The sequence below is a fragment of the Marivita sp. S6314 genome (genome assembly GCF_023015985.1).
Taxonomy (GTDB): Bacteria; Pseudomonadota; Alphaproteobacteria; order Rhodobacterales; family Rhodobacteraceae; genus Marivita.
This window is the reverse complement of sequence record NZ_JALKAO010000003.1, coordinates 41,648-58,042: the sequence shown is the minus strand read 5'-3', so window position 1 is coordinate 58,042 and position 16,395 is coordinate 41,648. Positions and strand designations below refer to the sequence as shown.

The window sequence follows — 16,395 nt, the reverse complement described above, 5'->3', positions numbered from 1 at the left end:
TTGGCTGGAGAAAATTCGGCACCGGGACAGAGCCCGGCACCGACAGGGAGACCCCTTTTTTTAGCGGTCCAGCATGGCCCGCAATTCAGCGGCGATGTCTGCGCCTGCTGTTTCGGCTGTGACGGCCCAGGCCGCGTCCATCGCCATTTTTTCATAGGCAGCGGCGTCGTCGCCGGACAGTTCAAGGAACGTCCAGCCCTTTTCGCGCATCTGCGCCTGGCTGTCGGCAATCGGCTGGGCCCAGATCGTATCCATGCGGGGCGCGAAATCTTCGCGCAGGAACGTGGTCAGTTCGGCCTGAACATCCGCTGGGATCTCGGCCCAGGTATCGGGATTCACCAGAACCGGGAAGCCCGCACGGTAAACGCCCGGTGCGACAACCGTTTTCACGAGATCACCGAATTGTTCGGCCTGACCAAGCGGGCCTTGCATGAAGCCGTCGATCGCGCCGCGCTCCATGGCGGTGTAGATCTCGCCCATCGGCAGAACAATCGGCTCTGCGCCAAGCGCTTGCGCCAGCGGAAGCAGGGTCGGGAAAACGCGGATGCGCTTGCCTTTGAGATCATCAAGGCTGGCCACCTCTTCGCCCATGTAAATGAAGAAGTTCAGCTCGGTCGCCGGAATTTCGCCAAGATACACAAGGTCTTTCTCGGCGTGCAGCTCGGTCATGCGCTCGTGGTAGTCGGTGGCAGCGATTTCTTCGTAGGTTTTGAACGACAGGTTCATCGTGCCCGATGTCGGGACAAGGCCCTGATAGTAGCTCGGGCTGGTGTAGGTCATGTCCATTGCGCCGTTGCGCACACCTTCGGCCTGTTTGAACGGCGGCATGACCTCGGGGCCACCGCGCCAGTTGATCTCAACCTTGCCAGCGAATTTTTCGTTCACTTCCTCGACGAAACTCTTGAAAGGTCCGTTGATGTAAACCGGCTTTGGTGCCAGCGTCACCGCGTTGATATTGACCGCGTCCGCGAAGGCTGGTGCAGCGGCCAGAGTTGCGGCGACAAGTGCGCTTTTGAATAGATGTTTCATGGTTTCTCCCTGTTAGACGTCTTATTTCAAAGGTGTGTTCCAGGCATTGTAGCCATACACCCAGTCGGCGTTTGAGCCCTTTTTCAGCCATTCATTGGCCAACGAGCTTTCTTGAATTTGTGCCGTGCGGGGTTTGCGCTCTTCTTCGTAGCGGGCCAGCGCCTCGGACACGGTGTCGTTGCCCGCGCCGTCCAGCGCGCGCGCCAGAACCACGGCATCTTCGATTGCCATACAGGCCCCTTGCGCCATGAACGGAACCATCGGATGCGCCGCGTCGCCCAGAAGCGTCGCGCGTCCCTTGGCCCATTGCGTCATGGGATCGCGCACGTGCAGCGCAGAGCGCGTCACATCGGTCAAGTGGTCCAGAATGCTGCGGGCATCCGCATGGAAGTTCTGATAAGCCGCGCGCAGGTCCTCGACATCCCCGGGCAGTGTCCAGCCCTCTTCGGACCAGTCCGATTGCGGGATGGTGGAAAACACGAAAATTTCCTTCCCACCCGTCAGGGGAAACACAACGATCTGCTTTTCCGGCACTTCGCCCCACCACTTGGTAAAGGCATCAAGATCCGGCAGGTCGGGGGCTGTTTCGCGGGGGAACACGCCGCGATACGACACCATACCGGTGTATTTCGGGTGATCCTGCCCCCAAAGCGCGGTGCGCACGGCCGAATGAATGCCGTCGGCGCCAACCACAAGATCGAACGCCTGTTCGCTGCCGTCATCAAAGGTGACCGTGGCCGAGGTGTCGTCTGTGACCACACCCGAGACAGCCTTGCCAAGCTGGAGCCTGTCCGCAGGAAGGCGATCCCGAAGCGCTTCCAAAAGATCGGCGCGGTGGATTGTCAACTGGGGTGCGCCGTATTTCTCTTCGGCGGCTGAACTCATCGGGAGACGAGAGGTTTCTTCGCCGGTCTCCCCATCGCGGCTGATGCGGAATGTCGGACGCGCGGCCGTCTTGCGGAGCACGTTACCCACACCAAGACGGTCGACGGCAAAGACGGCGTTCGGAGTCAGGTTGATGTCTGCACCGACACGATTGAACGCGCGGGTCTTTTCGAAAACCGTCACGTCATGTCCGACTTGCATCAACGCAATGGCTGCCGAAAGACCTCCGATGCCACCGCCGCATATCGCTATTTTCAACCCGGTCACGAGAGTTTTCCCCTTGTCTTATGTTCTATATTGAACATACTGTTCAAATATAAGCTGACGCGAGAAATCGGTCAACGATTTTGTCAGAAGGCGCCGGCGCCACAACTGCAAAAGCAGGGTAAGGACATGAATGTAAAAGAAGATAGCAGCACCACCGCCTACGCCGTCCCGCCCGTTGAACGCGCCATCAAACTGTTGCGCTACATCGGTGACAACAACACATGCCGAAACCTGAGCACGGCCGCCAGCGATCTGAGTATCAATCGCACAACGCTGATCCGCCTTATTCACACGCTTCTTGCAGAGCGTCTGATCGAAGAGCTGGGCGACGGGCGCGGCTACCGATTGGGTGTTGGCCTTGTGACGCTGGGGGCGCAGGCAATCGCCGGGCGTGATCTTGTCCAGACCTGCCAACCCGTGCTTCAGCGGCTGTGCGAAGCGACCTCCATGTCGGCGCATTTCGGGATTCTGGACGGGACCGACATTGTCTATCTCAGCCGCGTGGCCCCGAATTCGCATCTTGTCAGCAACATTCATGCCGGGGCACGCCTGCGCGCGCATGCCTCTTCGATCGGGCGCGCAATCCTGGCGCAGATGGCACCAGAAGAGATCACAGCGCTGCTTGCGGGCGCGACGCTCGAAGCGGTGACGCCGAAGACACCGACGACGATTGAGGGCGTCATCGCGCAGGCCGACGCTGACCGCGCATTGGGTTACGCCTGGAGTGTCGGAAATTTCGAGGCAGGCATCGGATCGTGTGGCGCGGCCGTCTTTGATCATGTTGGTCGCGCCGTTGGCGCACTGAACGTGTCCGGGCCGGACAACCGTTTTGCCGACCCCGACAGCAGCACGGCCATCATCGAGGCCGTCTGCAAAGCCGCCGCCGAAGCCTCGGCGCTTCTGGGGGCACCGAACAGAGCGTAACGCGTCAGTCATCTGCGGGCCAACGCGCCCAAGGGTGTGGTTGGCCGCTCAGATCAGTATAGAACGACTTTTGTCGTTGATAGGCCCGCAACCCGCTTCGGCCCTTTTCCCGGCCTATGCCGCTGTCGCCATCGCCGCCGAAGGGCGTCGAGATGGAAAACTGTTTGTACGTGTTGATCCAGACCGTTCCCGCCTGAATCGCATGGCCGACGCGCATGGCTTTTGGGTAATCCCGCGTCCAGATCCCGCAGGCGAGCCCGTAGTCATTGTCGTTGCCTTGCGCGATGACATCCGCTTCGTCGTCAAACGGCATCACGACCAGAACCGGTCCGAACACCTCTTCGCGGCAGATCCGGGCCGTATTGGACACACCTGCCAGGATCGTCGGCGCGTAAAATGCGCCATTGGTAAGCTCGGGCGCGTCGGGGCGCGTGCCGCCTGTCAAAAGCTCTGCGCCTTCGTCCAGACCAAGGCGCACATAGTCTTCGACCGATTCCCGGTGATCCGGGTGCACAAGCGACGACACCTGTGTTGCGGCATCGAACGGGTGCCCGACGCGCAGACGGTTCGTCGCCTCTACCAGTCGCGCGACAAAACGATCATAGATCGACCGCTGTACAAACAATCGCGATCCAGCGATGCAGCTTTGGCCCGATGACGAGAAGATGCCGAACAGGATCCCCGCAATGGCAAGGTCTTCGTCGCAATCCTCGAACACGATTGTCGGGGACTTGCCGCCCAGTTCCAGCGAAACCGGCATCAATTTCCTGGCCGCCGCCAGCGCAAGGTGCCGTCCGGTCGACGTGCCCCCGGTGAACGACACCTTTGCAATGTCGGGATGCTCGACCAGCCGGTTACCGACCTCTCGTCCTGATCCGGGCAAAACCGAAAACAGCCCGCGCGGCAGGCCTGCTTCTTCGACGATACGGGCCAGTTCCAGACTGACCAAGGGCGACCAGCTGGCAGGTTTCAGAACTACGGCATTGCCAGCCGCAAGCGCAGGCGCCACCTTTTGTGCATCAGACGCAATCGGCGAATTCCACGGCGTGATCGCGGCAACAACACCCAGCGGTTCGTAGACGGAAAGCGTCTGGTACGCCCCGCGCGGTGCCGTCAGCAGATCGTCAGAGGTTTCCAGAACCGCGCCGAAATACCGGAACGTCGCGGCGGCGGACGTGGCAAGGGCCCGTGTTTCGGTCAGCGTCTTCGACGTGTCGCGGCTTTGCACCCAGGCGATCCGCTCAATATTGGCGGTGATGCCGTCGGAAATGCGGTAGAGGTAGCTGGCACGTTCATGCGGCTTCAACCCGCTCCAGCCTGCGTGAGCTTGTGCGGCTTTCGCGCGTTCGATTGCGGCATCCACATCGTCAGCGGACGCCCCAGAGATGACCGTGTTTTCTGTCCCCTCAGCCGCGAAGTCAGAGCGGATTTCCGCACCGCGCCCCTTTTGCCATTCACCGGCGACAAAGATCTGATCGTTCGGAAATTGCTGATCCATAAGGTCCTCAGATGACGATTGCGGCACTGCGGTTAAGCACCGCACGCGCGATGCTCAGCGCCGTGGTCTGCGATGTTTTCGGATTGCGCGGCGACGGTTTGCCCACAAGCTGAACGGATGCTTCGACAGCGGATGATGCGAGGGTGAATTCGTGGATGTTGTCCGCTGTGGTCGGATCCGCCACCAATGTCACTTGCGTGTGGTCCATGCCCAGCCCGGCCAAGGCCAGCGTCGCCGCAACATTCGCATTCTTGGGGTAGGCTTCGGCGGCGGCCCGTGCGGAGCCTTCGAAGATGATCGTCGGCGTGTCCACGCGTGACAGGTCATGTTTGGCCTCTGCGGGGGTTCCCGCCCACGCGCCCGGTGGCTTGCGACCGGTGTAGCGCACAGAGGTCAGGTCGGACAGGTGTGCAGCGGCGAGCACATCAATGCCCCCAATTGCACCCGAAGGCACCACGACCTGCCGTGCCTGCGCCTGTGCAACACTTTTCAGACGGTCAAACAGCGCGGCATCCGCCAGCGCGCCAACCGACGCCACCACCAGATCGCTTCCTGCCTCCAGCACCTGCGTGCCATAAGCGCCAACCGCAGCATGCCCGGCGCATTCCGCAACAACCGTGGGACGGGTTGCCAGGAATGCCGACAGATCACTGGTGATCACCGCTTCGTCCGGTAGACCCACCGCACCCAAAGCCGCACGCGCGGCGGTTTCGCGGCCATCCCGGACCAGGACAGAGATACGCGGCTGTGCGGACTGACCCATGAGCACGGCGACAAGGTCCTGCGCGATTGCACCGAATCCGATGATACCGACGGGCTGCGTCATGTCTTTTGCCCAGCGGCACCGGCGGGTGGACCGGCGAAGGCTTCAGCAAAGGGCCCGATCGCCGTCATGTCCACTTCGACGACGGCGGGGCCTGTGGTGGTCAACGTCTGATCAAACGTGTCTGCAAACGCCTCGATATCCGTGACCTTGTGGTGCGGCATGTCGATGGATTGGCACAGCAGCCCGAAATTCGGTGTCTTCAGTTTGGAATAATGCCGACGCCCATCATATTGCGCATCCTGGATGTTCTCAATCACGCCATACGCAGAATCGTTCATCAGAACGTAGGTGATCGGCAGGTTTTCATCGACCGCCGTGATCAGTTCGGCAATGCCAAGCTGTGCACCGCCGTCCCCGACCAGCGCGATGGTGCGCGCGTCGGGCGACCCGGCGGCGGCACCGATGGCCATGGCGATGCCTTGCCCAATCCCGCCACCCAGAGCGTGCACGCCCAGGTTCGGCGCAGCCACCTGCACATAACGGTTGCCAAAGGTCGAGTTGGAAATCGTGACATCGCGCACCCACGGGTGCTTTCCGGCGGGAACCCGCGCCAGAAGGTGATCGGCGACCATCTGGTACGGCCCCAATCGCCCGCGCAGCGCGCCTTCGGATTTCGCGCGCGCTACGGCGATGTCGTGTTGAAAGTTCGGGTCAATATCAAGACTGTCCGGCAAGCGATCCAAAAGGCCTTTGAGCGCCAATTGCGCATCGGCGCAGATGAAACCATCCACGGGATAATTGCGCCCTGCCTGCGTCGGTTCCGCGTCGATCTGAAACAGCGGTGACGGTAGCGCCATCTTGTTGTTCTTGGTCTCGTTGCCGCGCAGGCGCGAGCCGACCACGATCATCAGATCGCTGGTCTTGTAGACCGCTTCGGCCTCGGGCGTCATGTTGAACGCGCCGAGTGTCCCGGGATGGCCTTCATCCACGGTTGCGCGGCCTTGTGTGGATGTGACGATCCCGATGCCAAGCTGCGCAAGCGCTGTCGCCTCGGCTTGTGCGCCCCGCGCGCCTCCGCCGAGCCAGAGCATGGGGCGTTTGGCCCCACGGATCTGCTCCGCCAGCCTGTCGAGCGCGTCGGGATCAGGTGCAGGACGCGCTGGCACGATCGGCGCGAGGCGCGCGCTGCCGACAGCCGGTACGCGCTGAACATCGACAGGCACCTCAAGGCTCACAGGCCCGGCCGGAGGCGTAACCGCTGCTCTTAACGCGGCTGCCAACGCACCCATGGCGTTCTGTTCGTCCCAGACACGGAACACGGCCTTGGACACACCACGCAGCATCTCGGGCTGTTTTGGGACATCGTGGATCGCGGCGCGATCCCGGTCCATGAACTGACGGTCCACCTGCGTGGTGATGTGCAGCACACGACTGCCCGCGGTCAACGCCTCGGCCTGCCCGCCTGCCGCATTGCCGGCGGCTGTGCCCGTTGATGTCAGCGCGACGCCAACTTCACCCGACACCCGCGAAAACGCGTCTGCCATGTTCATCGCGCCTGCTTCGCCACGCGCCGGGATAAAGCGGATGCGCCCCTGTTCGGCCACCGCATCCAGGATTGGCATGTTGTGAATCGAGATCACCCCGAAAATCACCGTGATGCCCGCATCCGCGAGCCCTTCCGCGATCTGGTGTCCGACGGTCTGTGTCATGAGATCATGTTCCTTCAAATCGCGCATTTTATGAGAACCTCGAAACGCCGCCGGAGATTTCCAGCCTTGCGCCGGTGATGTAACTCGCGGCGGGGGATGCCAGGAAAACCAGCGCACGCGCGGCTTCTTCCGCGCGGCCAAGACGGCCCAACGGGATGTTCTTCTTGCGGGCCAGCGCGGCATACCAATCGTCGCGGCTTTGCTCTTGGTCGTCCCGCGCTTCAAAGCGTTTTTGCCATTGGTTGCTGTCGACCAGCCCCAGCAGAATGGAATTGACCCGGATGTCGGGCGCCAGCTCGGTTGCAAGGGATTTCAGCAGGTTCTGAACACCCGCACGGGCGGCAGAGGTACAGACCATGTGCGGTTCCGGCTGATAGGCGAGCAGAGAGTTCACGGCGGCAATTGCGCCGCTGTCGCTTTTCCGCAGCATCGCCTCAAAAGCGCGGATCGGGTGCAACTGGCTGAAGAACTTCAGCTCAAGCTCTTCACGCCAATCCGCGTCGGACGTATCGGCAAACGTGGACACGCGGCCTTGACCGGCGTTCGTCACCAGCGCGTCGCAGCCGCCAAAGCGCTCAGCGACATCTATGGCAAAGGCATCAACCGCATCCTTGTCCAGAACCGAGAAGGCACTGGCGAACACGCGGGCCTCGCCGTACGCGTCCGCAAGCGTCTTGTGAACCTCTTGAAGCCGGTCAGCCCCACGGGCGCAAAGCGCGACATTGGCACCGTCTTCAAGACAAGCCCGTACCGTTGCAAGCCCGATGCCGGACGACCCGCCAGTGACAACTACGGTTTTGTTTTCAAGCCCCAGGTCCACTGATCACTCCTCGACCGGGAAGCCGGGGTCTGGACGTCCTGCCATGACCGCGCGTTGCGCAGGTGTGGGCGGGCCAGCAGTCATCCACTGGTCCATCGCCTCGGGGTCGGTGCGCGACCAGACTTTCGGTTCGTGTGTGGCCTCGTCGATCTGCTGCAATTCCGCGACGAATTCGATCACGTAGCCAGAGGGCGACACGAAATAGGCAAACGGGTTGTTCCCCGGACCATGGCGACCCGGACCCCAGCTGGGCACCTGCCCCTTTTGCTTCATCCGACCGATCCCGCGCATGTAGTCGTCAATGCCCGGCATCTCAAAGGCGACATGGTTGATCGCCGGGTATTTGTTGCGCACCAGCGCGATGGAATGGTGGTCGGTGCTGCAGCGCATGAACACCATCTGATCGGCGGAGTAATCGCTTGTGCGGAACCCAAGGACACGCTCGTACCAGGCCTGCAGCCCTTCCATATCGACCGTGTTCAGGACCACATGGCTGATCTTGCGCGGGTAGGAATACACATCCTCCGGCTCGCGCATCTTCAGATCTGCTGTCACACGAAGGCGGCGGTTGTCAGGGTCAAGGATCTCAAATCCATAGCCGCCAAACGGCCCCTCAATGGGCGCAGGCGCACCAAGCACTGTCGCGCCGCGTTCTTTAACCTGCTTATAGAAGGCGTCGATGGTTTCGCGATCTGGCTGGCCGAAATGGATGTATTCGATGCCGTAGGTGCTGTCGTCTTTCAGGCCATAGATAAACGGCTCCGGCCCCGTGCCGCGCAGGTAGACGATGCCGTCTTCCTCATGCGCGATATTCAGCCCCCAAAGATCAGTGTAAAATTCCGCCGTCTGCGTCATGTCCGGCGCGCGCATAACGATGCCGCGTAAGTGTCCCATTCTCAGTTCTTCTGTCATGGCACTATCCTTTGACAAATGGTTGTGCTTCGGCGTTCAGAGCCGGGATCAGGCGTTGCAGAGCCGCCGCAAAGGCTTCGGGTGCCTGGATGTAAACCGCGTGCCCTGCACCGGGGATGGTCAGGCATTTGGGAACGGCGCCATGCGTCTTGGCCCACGCATCCATGGCGGCCTGCGTTTGGGTCATCGGCGTGATCCGGTCTTCGGCACCCAGTATGAATGCAGGCTTTACCTGAAGGCGGGCCACCATGGCCGAGAGGCTCCCGGACGCCAGCATCCGCACCGCTTGCGCGTAACCTTCGGGATTGATCCGCTCCATCCCGGCGCGCACCTGCGCAACGACGTGTGGGTTGTTCTCGGGCTCGAAAACCAGACCCGGCGCGCGCGTTTCCGCAAAGGCGGCGATACCAAGGGCCTTGAGGTCATCCAGCCTGCGCGCCACCTTCTCGGGCATCGGCTGACCTGCAGGGATTTCATACCCTTGGGCTGCGGCGGCGAGCGTGAGCGACGCAATCCGCGTTGGCGCATGCAAGGCGAACTCTGCGGCAATGAGCGTGCCGAGGGAATGCCCCACGAGATGCACTTGGTCCAAGCCCAAAGCGTCGAGAAAACCCGTCAGCGCGCGCGCATAATCTCTGGCCGTTGGGAACGCAACGTCCAGAGCGGACGACGAAAGATACCCCGGCGCATTCCACGCAATCAGGCGCGCCCCTAGTGGAATGGCGTTGAACAGCGCTTGAAACGAGTCCGAGTTCGACCCGATGCCATGCAGAAAAACGACCGCCGGACCAGTGCCGGGCCGCTCCAGCGCATGGATCCCTCCTACTTCGAAATGCCGAAGCAGGCCGGGGTCAAATGTGGCGTCTTGCTGAGACATGACAGTTCGCAGATCCAATTGTTCATATATGAACTTACTGTTCAAATATAGATTGTCTCAATACCGGGCACCTGTCAAGTCTTCAGGCTATTCAAGCAAATGTGCTGAAGAAGGCGCGCCTGCAGGACTGTGGCGGGTCAATGCTGGCCCAAACGGTGTTGCGCCCGCATTCGCGATCCGAAGCGATTACTGGATAGCGCGAGGGGCAGTATGCTTCAGCCCTAACGCGGCCCCGGTTTCTGGGCGCATTCCAGAAACACGCGCAGCTTGCACTCTCTGCAAATGTTGTCATCCGCAGCCTCTACCGCAGCCGCAATCGCCTCGCCCTTGTTGTTGTGCAGGTTTTCCGGTCCCAACTCATCGAACACGCGCAAACGCTTCAGGATCAGCATCGCAGGCGCGTTTGTGGTGAAGATGCGAAAGTCCGCACCTGCCTTGCGCGCGGGCCTGATTTCTTTCAGCAACAGACTGGCACCCGAAAGGTCGATTTTCCACAAACCCTTCAAACCCATCAGCTTGGTCTTGGGCACAGGGCTTGCGGCCTCGGCTTCCCTGAACTGCCGTTCAACATTTTCGACCGATGCAAAAAACAGCGGCCCATCGACACGGATCACGGAAATCTGCGGGCATTCGGGCAGGCCGTAGGTGGCCGCGTTCTTGAACACCCGCCGTCCGTTGATATGCGTGGGTGCACCGATCGCCACGACGGGGTGGGCGCTGTCATAAAGGAAAACGCACAAAGAGGTGATGACGCCGACGACGATGGCCAGATCGAGTTCAGTGAAAATCCCCGTCAGAAAGGTTGCCGCCAGAATGGCCGTTTCGCTTTTGTTTGACGTCAGAACGTGGCGGATTTCCTGTAAATTGATCAGCCGGTACGAGACGAACAGGATCACACCCGCCATCGCGGGCACGGGGACAAATTCCAGATACGGTGCCAGTACCAGCAACAGAACCACCAGAAAGCCCGCCGCAAAGATGGTGGACACCGGCGTCTGCGCGCCTGCATCAGCATTTAACCCTGATCTCGTGAACGACCCTGACCCGGCGTAGCACTGGAAAAACGATCCAACCGTGTTGGAAAGACCCTGACCAACCATCTCCTGGTTGGAATCGTAAGGTTCATCGCGGCGCAAGGCAAAGGAACGCCCGATAGAGATCGCCTCTAACAGCCCAACGAAAGCCACCGTCGCGGCGACGGGGAGGAGTTCTGCGATGAGCCCAAAGGACAGATCCGGCGCGCCGATCGTCGGGAAGATCGAGGCAAGCGGCGAGAACATCGCAACGCCTTGCGCTGGTGCGTCGAGCAGCCAGGCCACGCCGGACCCAATCGTCAGCGCGATGATGTAGGACGGCACCTTCTTGCTGAACCGGGACAGAAGAACGAGTGTCAGGATCGTGGCCCCCGCGATGATCACGGCGGTGACATTCACCTGCTCGAAATGTTCGGCGACTTGGATCAGCCGCTCCAGAACGCCATCGCCGTCCCCTCTGTCCAACCCAAGCGCACCGCCAAGCTGGCTGGAGCCAATGAGGAACGCGGCAGCAGCCGTAAATCCGATCAGGACGGAGTGGGAGATGAACGAAATCAGCCCACCCAGTTTGAAGATCCCCGCGATGATCTGGATCACGCCGACCATCAACGTCAGGGTAAAGACCATCGCGATGTAGGTTTCGGAGCCCGGCGATGCGAATTGCGACATCGACGCAAAGATCACGGCGGAAATTGCGGTGGTCGGACCCGACACCATGATCATGGATGAGCCCCAGATCCCTGCGATCAGGGCCACGACAACAGCCGTGAACAAGCCAAATTCAGGCGGCAGCCCGGCAATGATGGCAAAGGCCACGCCCTGCGGAAGGACGATGGCGGCGTTTGTCAGACCTGCAATCGCGTCGGCCTTGAGGGTGTCGCGATTGACGCGGCTGAACCACGGACGCACCGGGCTAAGCGACGACGCCAGCGCTGTGAACCTGTGGTGCATGGGGGCCTCCGGGCCTGTGCTTCAAGCCGTGCAGGTCGAAGGCGTCAGTTTTCTTGCTGCTTTTTCGCCGCCTCGAACGCGGCGTCCAAGTGAGCTTCGGTCGGGAAGCCGATGAGAATGCCTGCCCGCGCCTCGTTCAGGTCCTGACTACGCCGCTCGATCTCGGCGTCGGACATCGTGGTGCGCTGGCTAATGCGGCGGGTCCATTGGAAGAACAGCGCCTGAAGCCGGTCGCATTCCTGCGCGTAAGCGGGGTTGTTGCCCAAATCGATGAACTCATTCGGATCGGTTTCCAGATCGAACAGCATCGGGCGGAAGCCCTCGGCAAAGATGTATTTCCAGCGGCCATCGAACACCATTGTCAGCTTGGCATCCGACACGCTGACACCAAGGCGACGGCGGACCTGGCGGAAGGAGTAGTCATATTCCGAGACAACGAAATCGCGCAGGGCGTCCGTCTTGCCGTGCAGCAGCGGCAGCAGGGATTTGCCTTCGATGATATGGGGCACGTTCTGCCCGCCGAAATACTCAAGGAAGGTTGGCGTCAGATCAATCGCTTCGACCAGCGCTTCTGAAACCGTGCCACGTGTTGCGTCGGCCTCGGGGCTTGGGTCCACGACGATCAGCGGGATGCGGGCAGAGGGATCGTGGAACAGCTCCTTTTCGCCCAGCCAGTGATCGCCCAGGTAGTCGCCATGATCCGAGGTGAAGATGATCATCGTTTCATCGGTCAGCCCCTTGGCATCGAGAAACGCCATCAATTCGCCCATCTGGTCGTCGATCTGTTTGATCAGGCCCATATAAGCCCCGATCACTTTGGCGCGTGTGGTTTCGTTGGTGAACGCCTTGGAGACACGCTCTTGCATAAACGCGCCAAAGACGGGATGCGGATCGGCCTTTTCCTCGTCGCTGCGCACAACGGGCATATGGGTATTTTGACCATACATGTCGTGGTAGGGGGCCGGCACGATGTAGGGCCAATGCGGCTTGATGAAGCTCAGGTGCAGGCACCAGGGCGTGTCGCCAGCCTCGTCAATAAACTCCATCGCGCGGCGTGTGATATAGGGCGTTTCGCTTTCTTCGTCAGCAGCGCGCGCCTTGAGATCGGAATTGTCGAGAAACCAACCGCTCAGGATGTTGCCATCTTCATCTTCGCCGCTGTTTGTCACGCTGTCCCAAGGATTTTCATCCTCCCAACCGCGTTCCTTCATATAGTCGTCGTACTTCTTGTTCCGCTTGCCGTACGCCGTGCTCGGGTGCAGCCCGTCATCCCGTTCGTAAGGTTCAAACCCACATTCCGACACCAACGCGCCAATCGTGCTGTCAGGTGCTAGGCCAAGACGCTTCATCCCTTCGGCATCGGCGGCCATATGAGTTTTGCCACACAAGGCAGTCCGCACACCAAGCGGTCGCAGGTGATCGCCAAGGGTCATCTCGCCAACCTTCAGCGGAATGCTGTTCCACGTTGATCCGTGCGAGCTTACATAGCGCCCGGTGTAGAAGGACATCCGGCTTGGCCCGCAGATCGGTGATTGCACATAGGCCCGATCAAAACGCACACCGCGTTTGGCCAGCGCGTCGATATGCGGTGTCTGAAGCCCCGGATGTCCGGCGCAGGACAGGTAGTCCCACCGCAGTTGATCACACATGATGAAGAGCACATTTTTTGTCATGAGAGACCCCGGGATCAAGCAATAGATAGAAAACAGGTGACAAGGTCGGGGCCATAACAGCCCCGACCCGTTTGGTGGTGTGTTAGCCTTGCGCGGCGTCTGGGATCTCGACACCCAGTTCCGTCAGTGCGCGCAGCGACCCCGGATGCAGGGCGAGGTTGATGTCCTTCACAGCAGCGGCGGGCGTGACGGCGCGCAGCCAAGGTGCGCTTTCACCTGCCTCTTCGACGCCGGCGTAGAACGCTTTGGTCATCTGGTAGATCATTTCCTCGTCCGCGTTCTCGTTGGCCACGATCCCAACAGTAACGCCCAGCGTTGTTGCGTCGCTGTCGTTGAGCTGGTTGTCACCATAAACACCCGCAGGGAGGACAGCCGCGCTGAAGCCCGGACGGCCCACCAGCTTTTGGACCGCTTCGGTTTCAAGCTTGTCTGCCGGAATGCCCAGGAACCGGATCTCGTTTGTCACGGCGATTTGGGTCAGCGCAGGGCTTGGTGCGTTGGTCGGGTTGCAATAGACGTCGATGTTGCCATCCTGGAACGCCGCCGCGGCAGCATCCCAACCCAGCTTGACCGCTTCGTAGTCTTTGCCTTCTTCCAGTCCTGCCACCGCTTTGAACAATCGGTTCATAGTGGCGAAGGCCGCACCGCCAGGAGGGCCAAGGAAGACGCGCTTACCGGCGATCTGGTCCATCGACGTGATGCCGGAATCTCCGTACACGGCGATGTGGTAAACGCCCATCGGGAAGTTCAGCACGGTGCGCAGTTTCTTGACCAGTTCCGGCGCTTCGTCGATCTTGGCGTACATCGCCGCCTTGTTGCGCATCAGAGCGTGGATGGCAGGCGACGACATGCAGAAATCGCTGCGGCCCATGGCCACTTCAAGGACGTGACGCGTGGCAGCGCCTGTGGCGTTCAGCTGGATTTCATAAGCCGGCAACGCGCCGTTCACGATGTTCGCAAACGTGGTCATCACAAGGTTGGGGCTGGTGCCCGGTCCAAGCGTCGACATGCGCAAGAGTTCCTTGGCAAAAGCGGCGCGAGGCAATGCCGCTATGGCGGCGGCGCCTGCGGCAGTTCCCAATAGGGACCGACGGGTCAAAGTTGTCATAGGGTGTTCCTCCTCTGGATTAAGAATTCTCGGGTGTCATGAAGTTTCCGAATTTGACGACGGACCACATCGCGATGGTGGCAGCAACTGCGCCCCATGCCACAAGCGGCCCCATAAACAGCAGCGCAAAGGCCAGCGCCACGCCAATCGGCGCGTAGCGTGCCTTGCCTTTTGCCGGGTAGCACGCGCGCGAGATGTGCAGCACGGCGAGGGTCACGAACAGGATCGACTGTGCGGATTCCGCCAGCGGGTATCCGGTGCCCAGCAACATCGCGGGTTGGTAGATGAACGCGAAGGGGATCACGAAACCGGGCAAAGCCAGCCGGGAGGCCTCCACGGCGGTGCGCATGGCCCCTGCCCCGGCAATGGGCGCGGCGGCAAAGGCCGCAAGGGCAACGGGCGGGGTCACAGCGGACAGCACGCCAAAGTAGAGCACAAACATGTGCGTATGGATGATCGGCACGCCAAGCTGTTGCAGCGCGGGGCCCATGACCAGCACGATGATCAGATAGGCAGGAACGGTTGGCATCCCCATACCCAGCAACAGGCAGGCCAACGCCATGAGCAGCAGCGATACGGCCAGTTGCCCGTCTGCGTAGCTGCCCACAAGAGAGGCAAACCGCAGTCCCACACCGGTGAGGTTCAGGATACCGATGATGATGCCGACTGCGCCCACGATGACCACGAGTTGTGCAGAGATCATGCCTGCTGAGCGAATGAACTTCATCCACGATGCACGGTCTGTCAGAAGACCCGGCTTCAGGGCGAAGCCGAACACAATCGCGAAGGCAACGCCGATGAACCCGGCATATGCAGGGGACGATCCGCCCACCATGGCCACAACAATCGCGGTCAGCGACAGCATGAAGACAATGATCTGCGCCACTTCGCGCCAGGCAAAATTCAACTTGGGCTGTTCGGACACATCCAGATCCATGTCGCGCGCCGCGCTGGAGGTCGCCATGAACAGGCCCGCGTAATAGAGGATCGCGGGCACAGCGGCGGCAACACAGATCGTCAGGTACGGCTCGCCCGTGACGTCGGCCATGATAAAGGCGACCGCGCCCATGATCGGCGGTGTGATCTGCCCACCGCTTGAGGCCGCAGCCTCGACCGCGCCAGCGAAATGCGCCTTGAAACCGCGTTTCTTGATCAGCGGAATGGTGATGACCCCGGTGCCGACGACATTTGCCACGGCACTGCCCGAGATCGTCCCGAACAATCCGCTCGCAATCGTTGCGGCGGCGGCGGGGCCGGACCGGACGCGACCGGTGGCAGCCAGCGCCAGTTTCACCAGAACCTTATCGATGGTCAGAAACTCAAGGATCGCACCGAAGATGATAAAGATGAGGATGGTCGAAACAACCGTCGCCATCGGACGCCCGAAAACGCCGTCAAAGGAATACCAAAGAACCTGGATCAGTTCCTCGGACGTCATCCCGGCATGGCGCATGAAACCGGGGGCATACTGCCCGAACGCGCCATAGATCAGAACAAATGCCGCGACGCAGGCCATGACCATGCCGACGGACCGGCGCGTCAGTTCGATCACCGCGATTAGTCCCAGCGTACCAAGCCAGATGTCGGTAGAGGTCAGGAAATAGAGGCCTGTCTCAATCTCGGCAGCCGCGCGGAAATACTGGTAGACCGCAACACTCAGGAACGCCGCTGTAACGAGCGCAAAGACCTTTCCAAGGGAGCTTTGGCTGCCTTCGATCTGGGCCAGCAGGATCAGCAGGCCACCGACCAGCAACATTCCAACCCGAAGGTACGATTCACTAAAGACACCAAAGACCGAAACGTAGAAGACGACGACGATGACCAACGCGCACAAAGCCGAGTTCAGCCCGCTCACGGATTTCGACAGCACGTTTTGCATTGGTCCCCTCCTCATCATCCCGCGAAAACGGGCATGTCTCGGCCCGGTTTCTGCGCGGTTTCA

General features: G+C 60.7%; 13 protein-coding genes. 1 reads left to right on the top strand and 12 read right to left on the bottom strand.

Annotation, left to right across the window (positions count from 1 at the left end; translation table 11 throughout):
- Nucleotides 1-60: 60 nt before the first annotated feature.
- Both dctP and MWU54_RS08855 read right to left on the bottom strand, forming a co-directional pair.
- A complete protein-coding gene (gene dctP, locus MWU54_RS08860; RefSeq protein ID WP_247082318.1) occupies nt 61-1,029 on the bottom strand; it encodes a TRAP transporter substrate-binding protein DctP in 969 nt (322 codons plus the stop codon).
- Between the two features lie 21 nt (nt 1,030-1,050).
- Nucleotides 1,051-2,181, bottom strand: coding sequence for an FAD-dependent monooxygenase (locus MWU54_RS08855; protein ID WP_348647634.1), 1,131 nt, complete (start codon nt 2,179-2,181; stop codon nt 1,051-1,053).
- A 126-nt stretch (nt 2,182-2,307) separates the two neighbouring features.
- Here MWU54_RS08855 and MWU54_RS08850 point away from each other — a divergent pair, with 126 nt between their 5' ends.
- Nucleotides 2,308-3,105, top strand: a complete 798-nt coding sequence (locus MWU54_RS08850) for an IclR family transcriptional regulator (protein WP_247082314.1) — start codon at nt 2,308-2,310, stop codon at nt 3,103-3,105.
- Nucleotides 3,106-3,109: 4 nt separating this feature from the next.
- Here the strand turns inward: MWU54_RS08850 and MWU54_RS08845 are convergent, their stop codons facing one another.
- From MWU54_RS08845 to MWU54_RS08800, 10 genes are all read right to left on the bottom strand, one after another.
- On the bottom strand, nt 3,110-4,603 hold the full coding sequence (locus MWU54_RS08845) for an aldehyde dehydrogenase (protein WP_247082312.1): 1,494 nt from the start codon (nt 4,601-4,603) through the stop codon (nt 3,110-3,112).
- A 7-nt stretch (nt 4,604-4,610) separates the two neighbouring features.
- Nucleotides 4,611-5,429: an aspartate dehydrogenase gene (locus MWU54_RS08840; RefSeq protein WP_247082310.1), complete on the bottom strand. Its 819-nt coding sequence runs from the start codon at nt 5,427-5,429 to the stop codon at nt 4,611-4,613.
- Nucleotides 5,426-7,078: a thiamine pyrophosphate-binding protein gene (locus MWU54_RS08835; protein ID WP_247082308.1), complete on the bottom strand. Its 1,653-nt coding sequence runs from the start codon at nt 7,076-7,078 to the stop codon at nt 5,426-5,428. Before MWU54_RS08835 ends, MWU54_RS08840 begins: the two co-directional genes overlap by 4 nt.
- Before the next feature lie 28 nt (nt 7,079-7,106).
- Nucleotides 7,107-7,898, bottom strand: coding sequence for an SDR family oxidoreductase (locus MWU54_RS08830; RefSeq protein WP_247082306.1), 792 nt, complete (start codon nt 7,896-7,898; stop codon nt 7,107-7,109).
- Nucleotides 7,899-7,901: 3 nt separating this feature from the next.
- Nucleotides 7,902-8,792 (bottom strand): VOC family protein, encoded by an 891-nt coding sequence (locus MWU54_RS08825; protein WP_247082304.1) that lies wholly within the window; start codon nt 8,790-8,792, stop codon nt 7,902-7,904.
- A gap of 22 nt (nt 8,793-8,814) precedes the next feature.
- Nucleotides 8,815-9,687, bottom strand: coding sequence for an alpha/beta hydrolase (locus MWU54_RS08820; protein WP_247082302.1), 873 nt, complete (start codon nt 9,685-9,687; stop codon nt 8,815-8,817).
- A 221-nt stretch (nt 9,688-9,908) separates the two neighbouring features.
- Entirely contained in the window at nt 9,909-11,672 is a 1,764-nt protein-coding gene (locus MWU54_RS08815) for a SulP family inorganic anion transporter (RefSeq protein ID WP_247082300.1), read from the bottom strand.
- Nucleotides 11,673-11,716: 44 nt separating this feature from the next.
- Nucleotides 11,717-13,345: an alkaline phosphatase family protein gene (locus tag MWU54_RS08810; protein ID WP_281496045.1), complete on the bottom strand. Its 1,629-nt coding sequence runs from the start codon at nt 13,343-13,345 to the stop codon at nt 11,717-11,719.
- Nucleotides 13,346-13,427: 82 nt separating this feature from the next.
- Nucleotides 13,428-14,453 (bottom strand): TAXI family TRAP transporter solute-binding subunit, encoded by a 1,026-nt coding sequence (locus tag MWU54_RS08805; protein WP_247082296.1) that lies wholly within the window; start codon nt 14,451-14,453, stop codon nt 13,428-13,430.
- Nucleotides 14,454-14,472: 19 nt separating this feature from the next.
- Nucleotides 14,473-16,332, bottom strand: a complete 1,860-nt coding sequence (locus MWU54_RS08800) for a TRAP transporter fused permease subunit (protein ID WP_247082294.1) — start codon at nt 16,330-16,332, stop codon at nt 14,473-14,475.
- Nucleotides 16,333-16,395 lie beyond the last annotated feature (63 nt).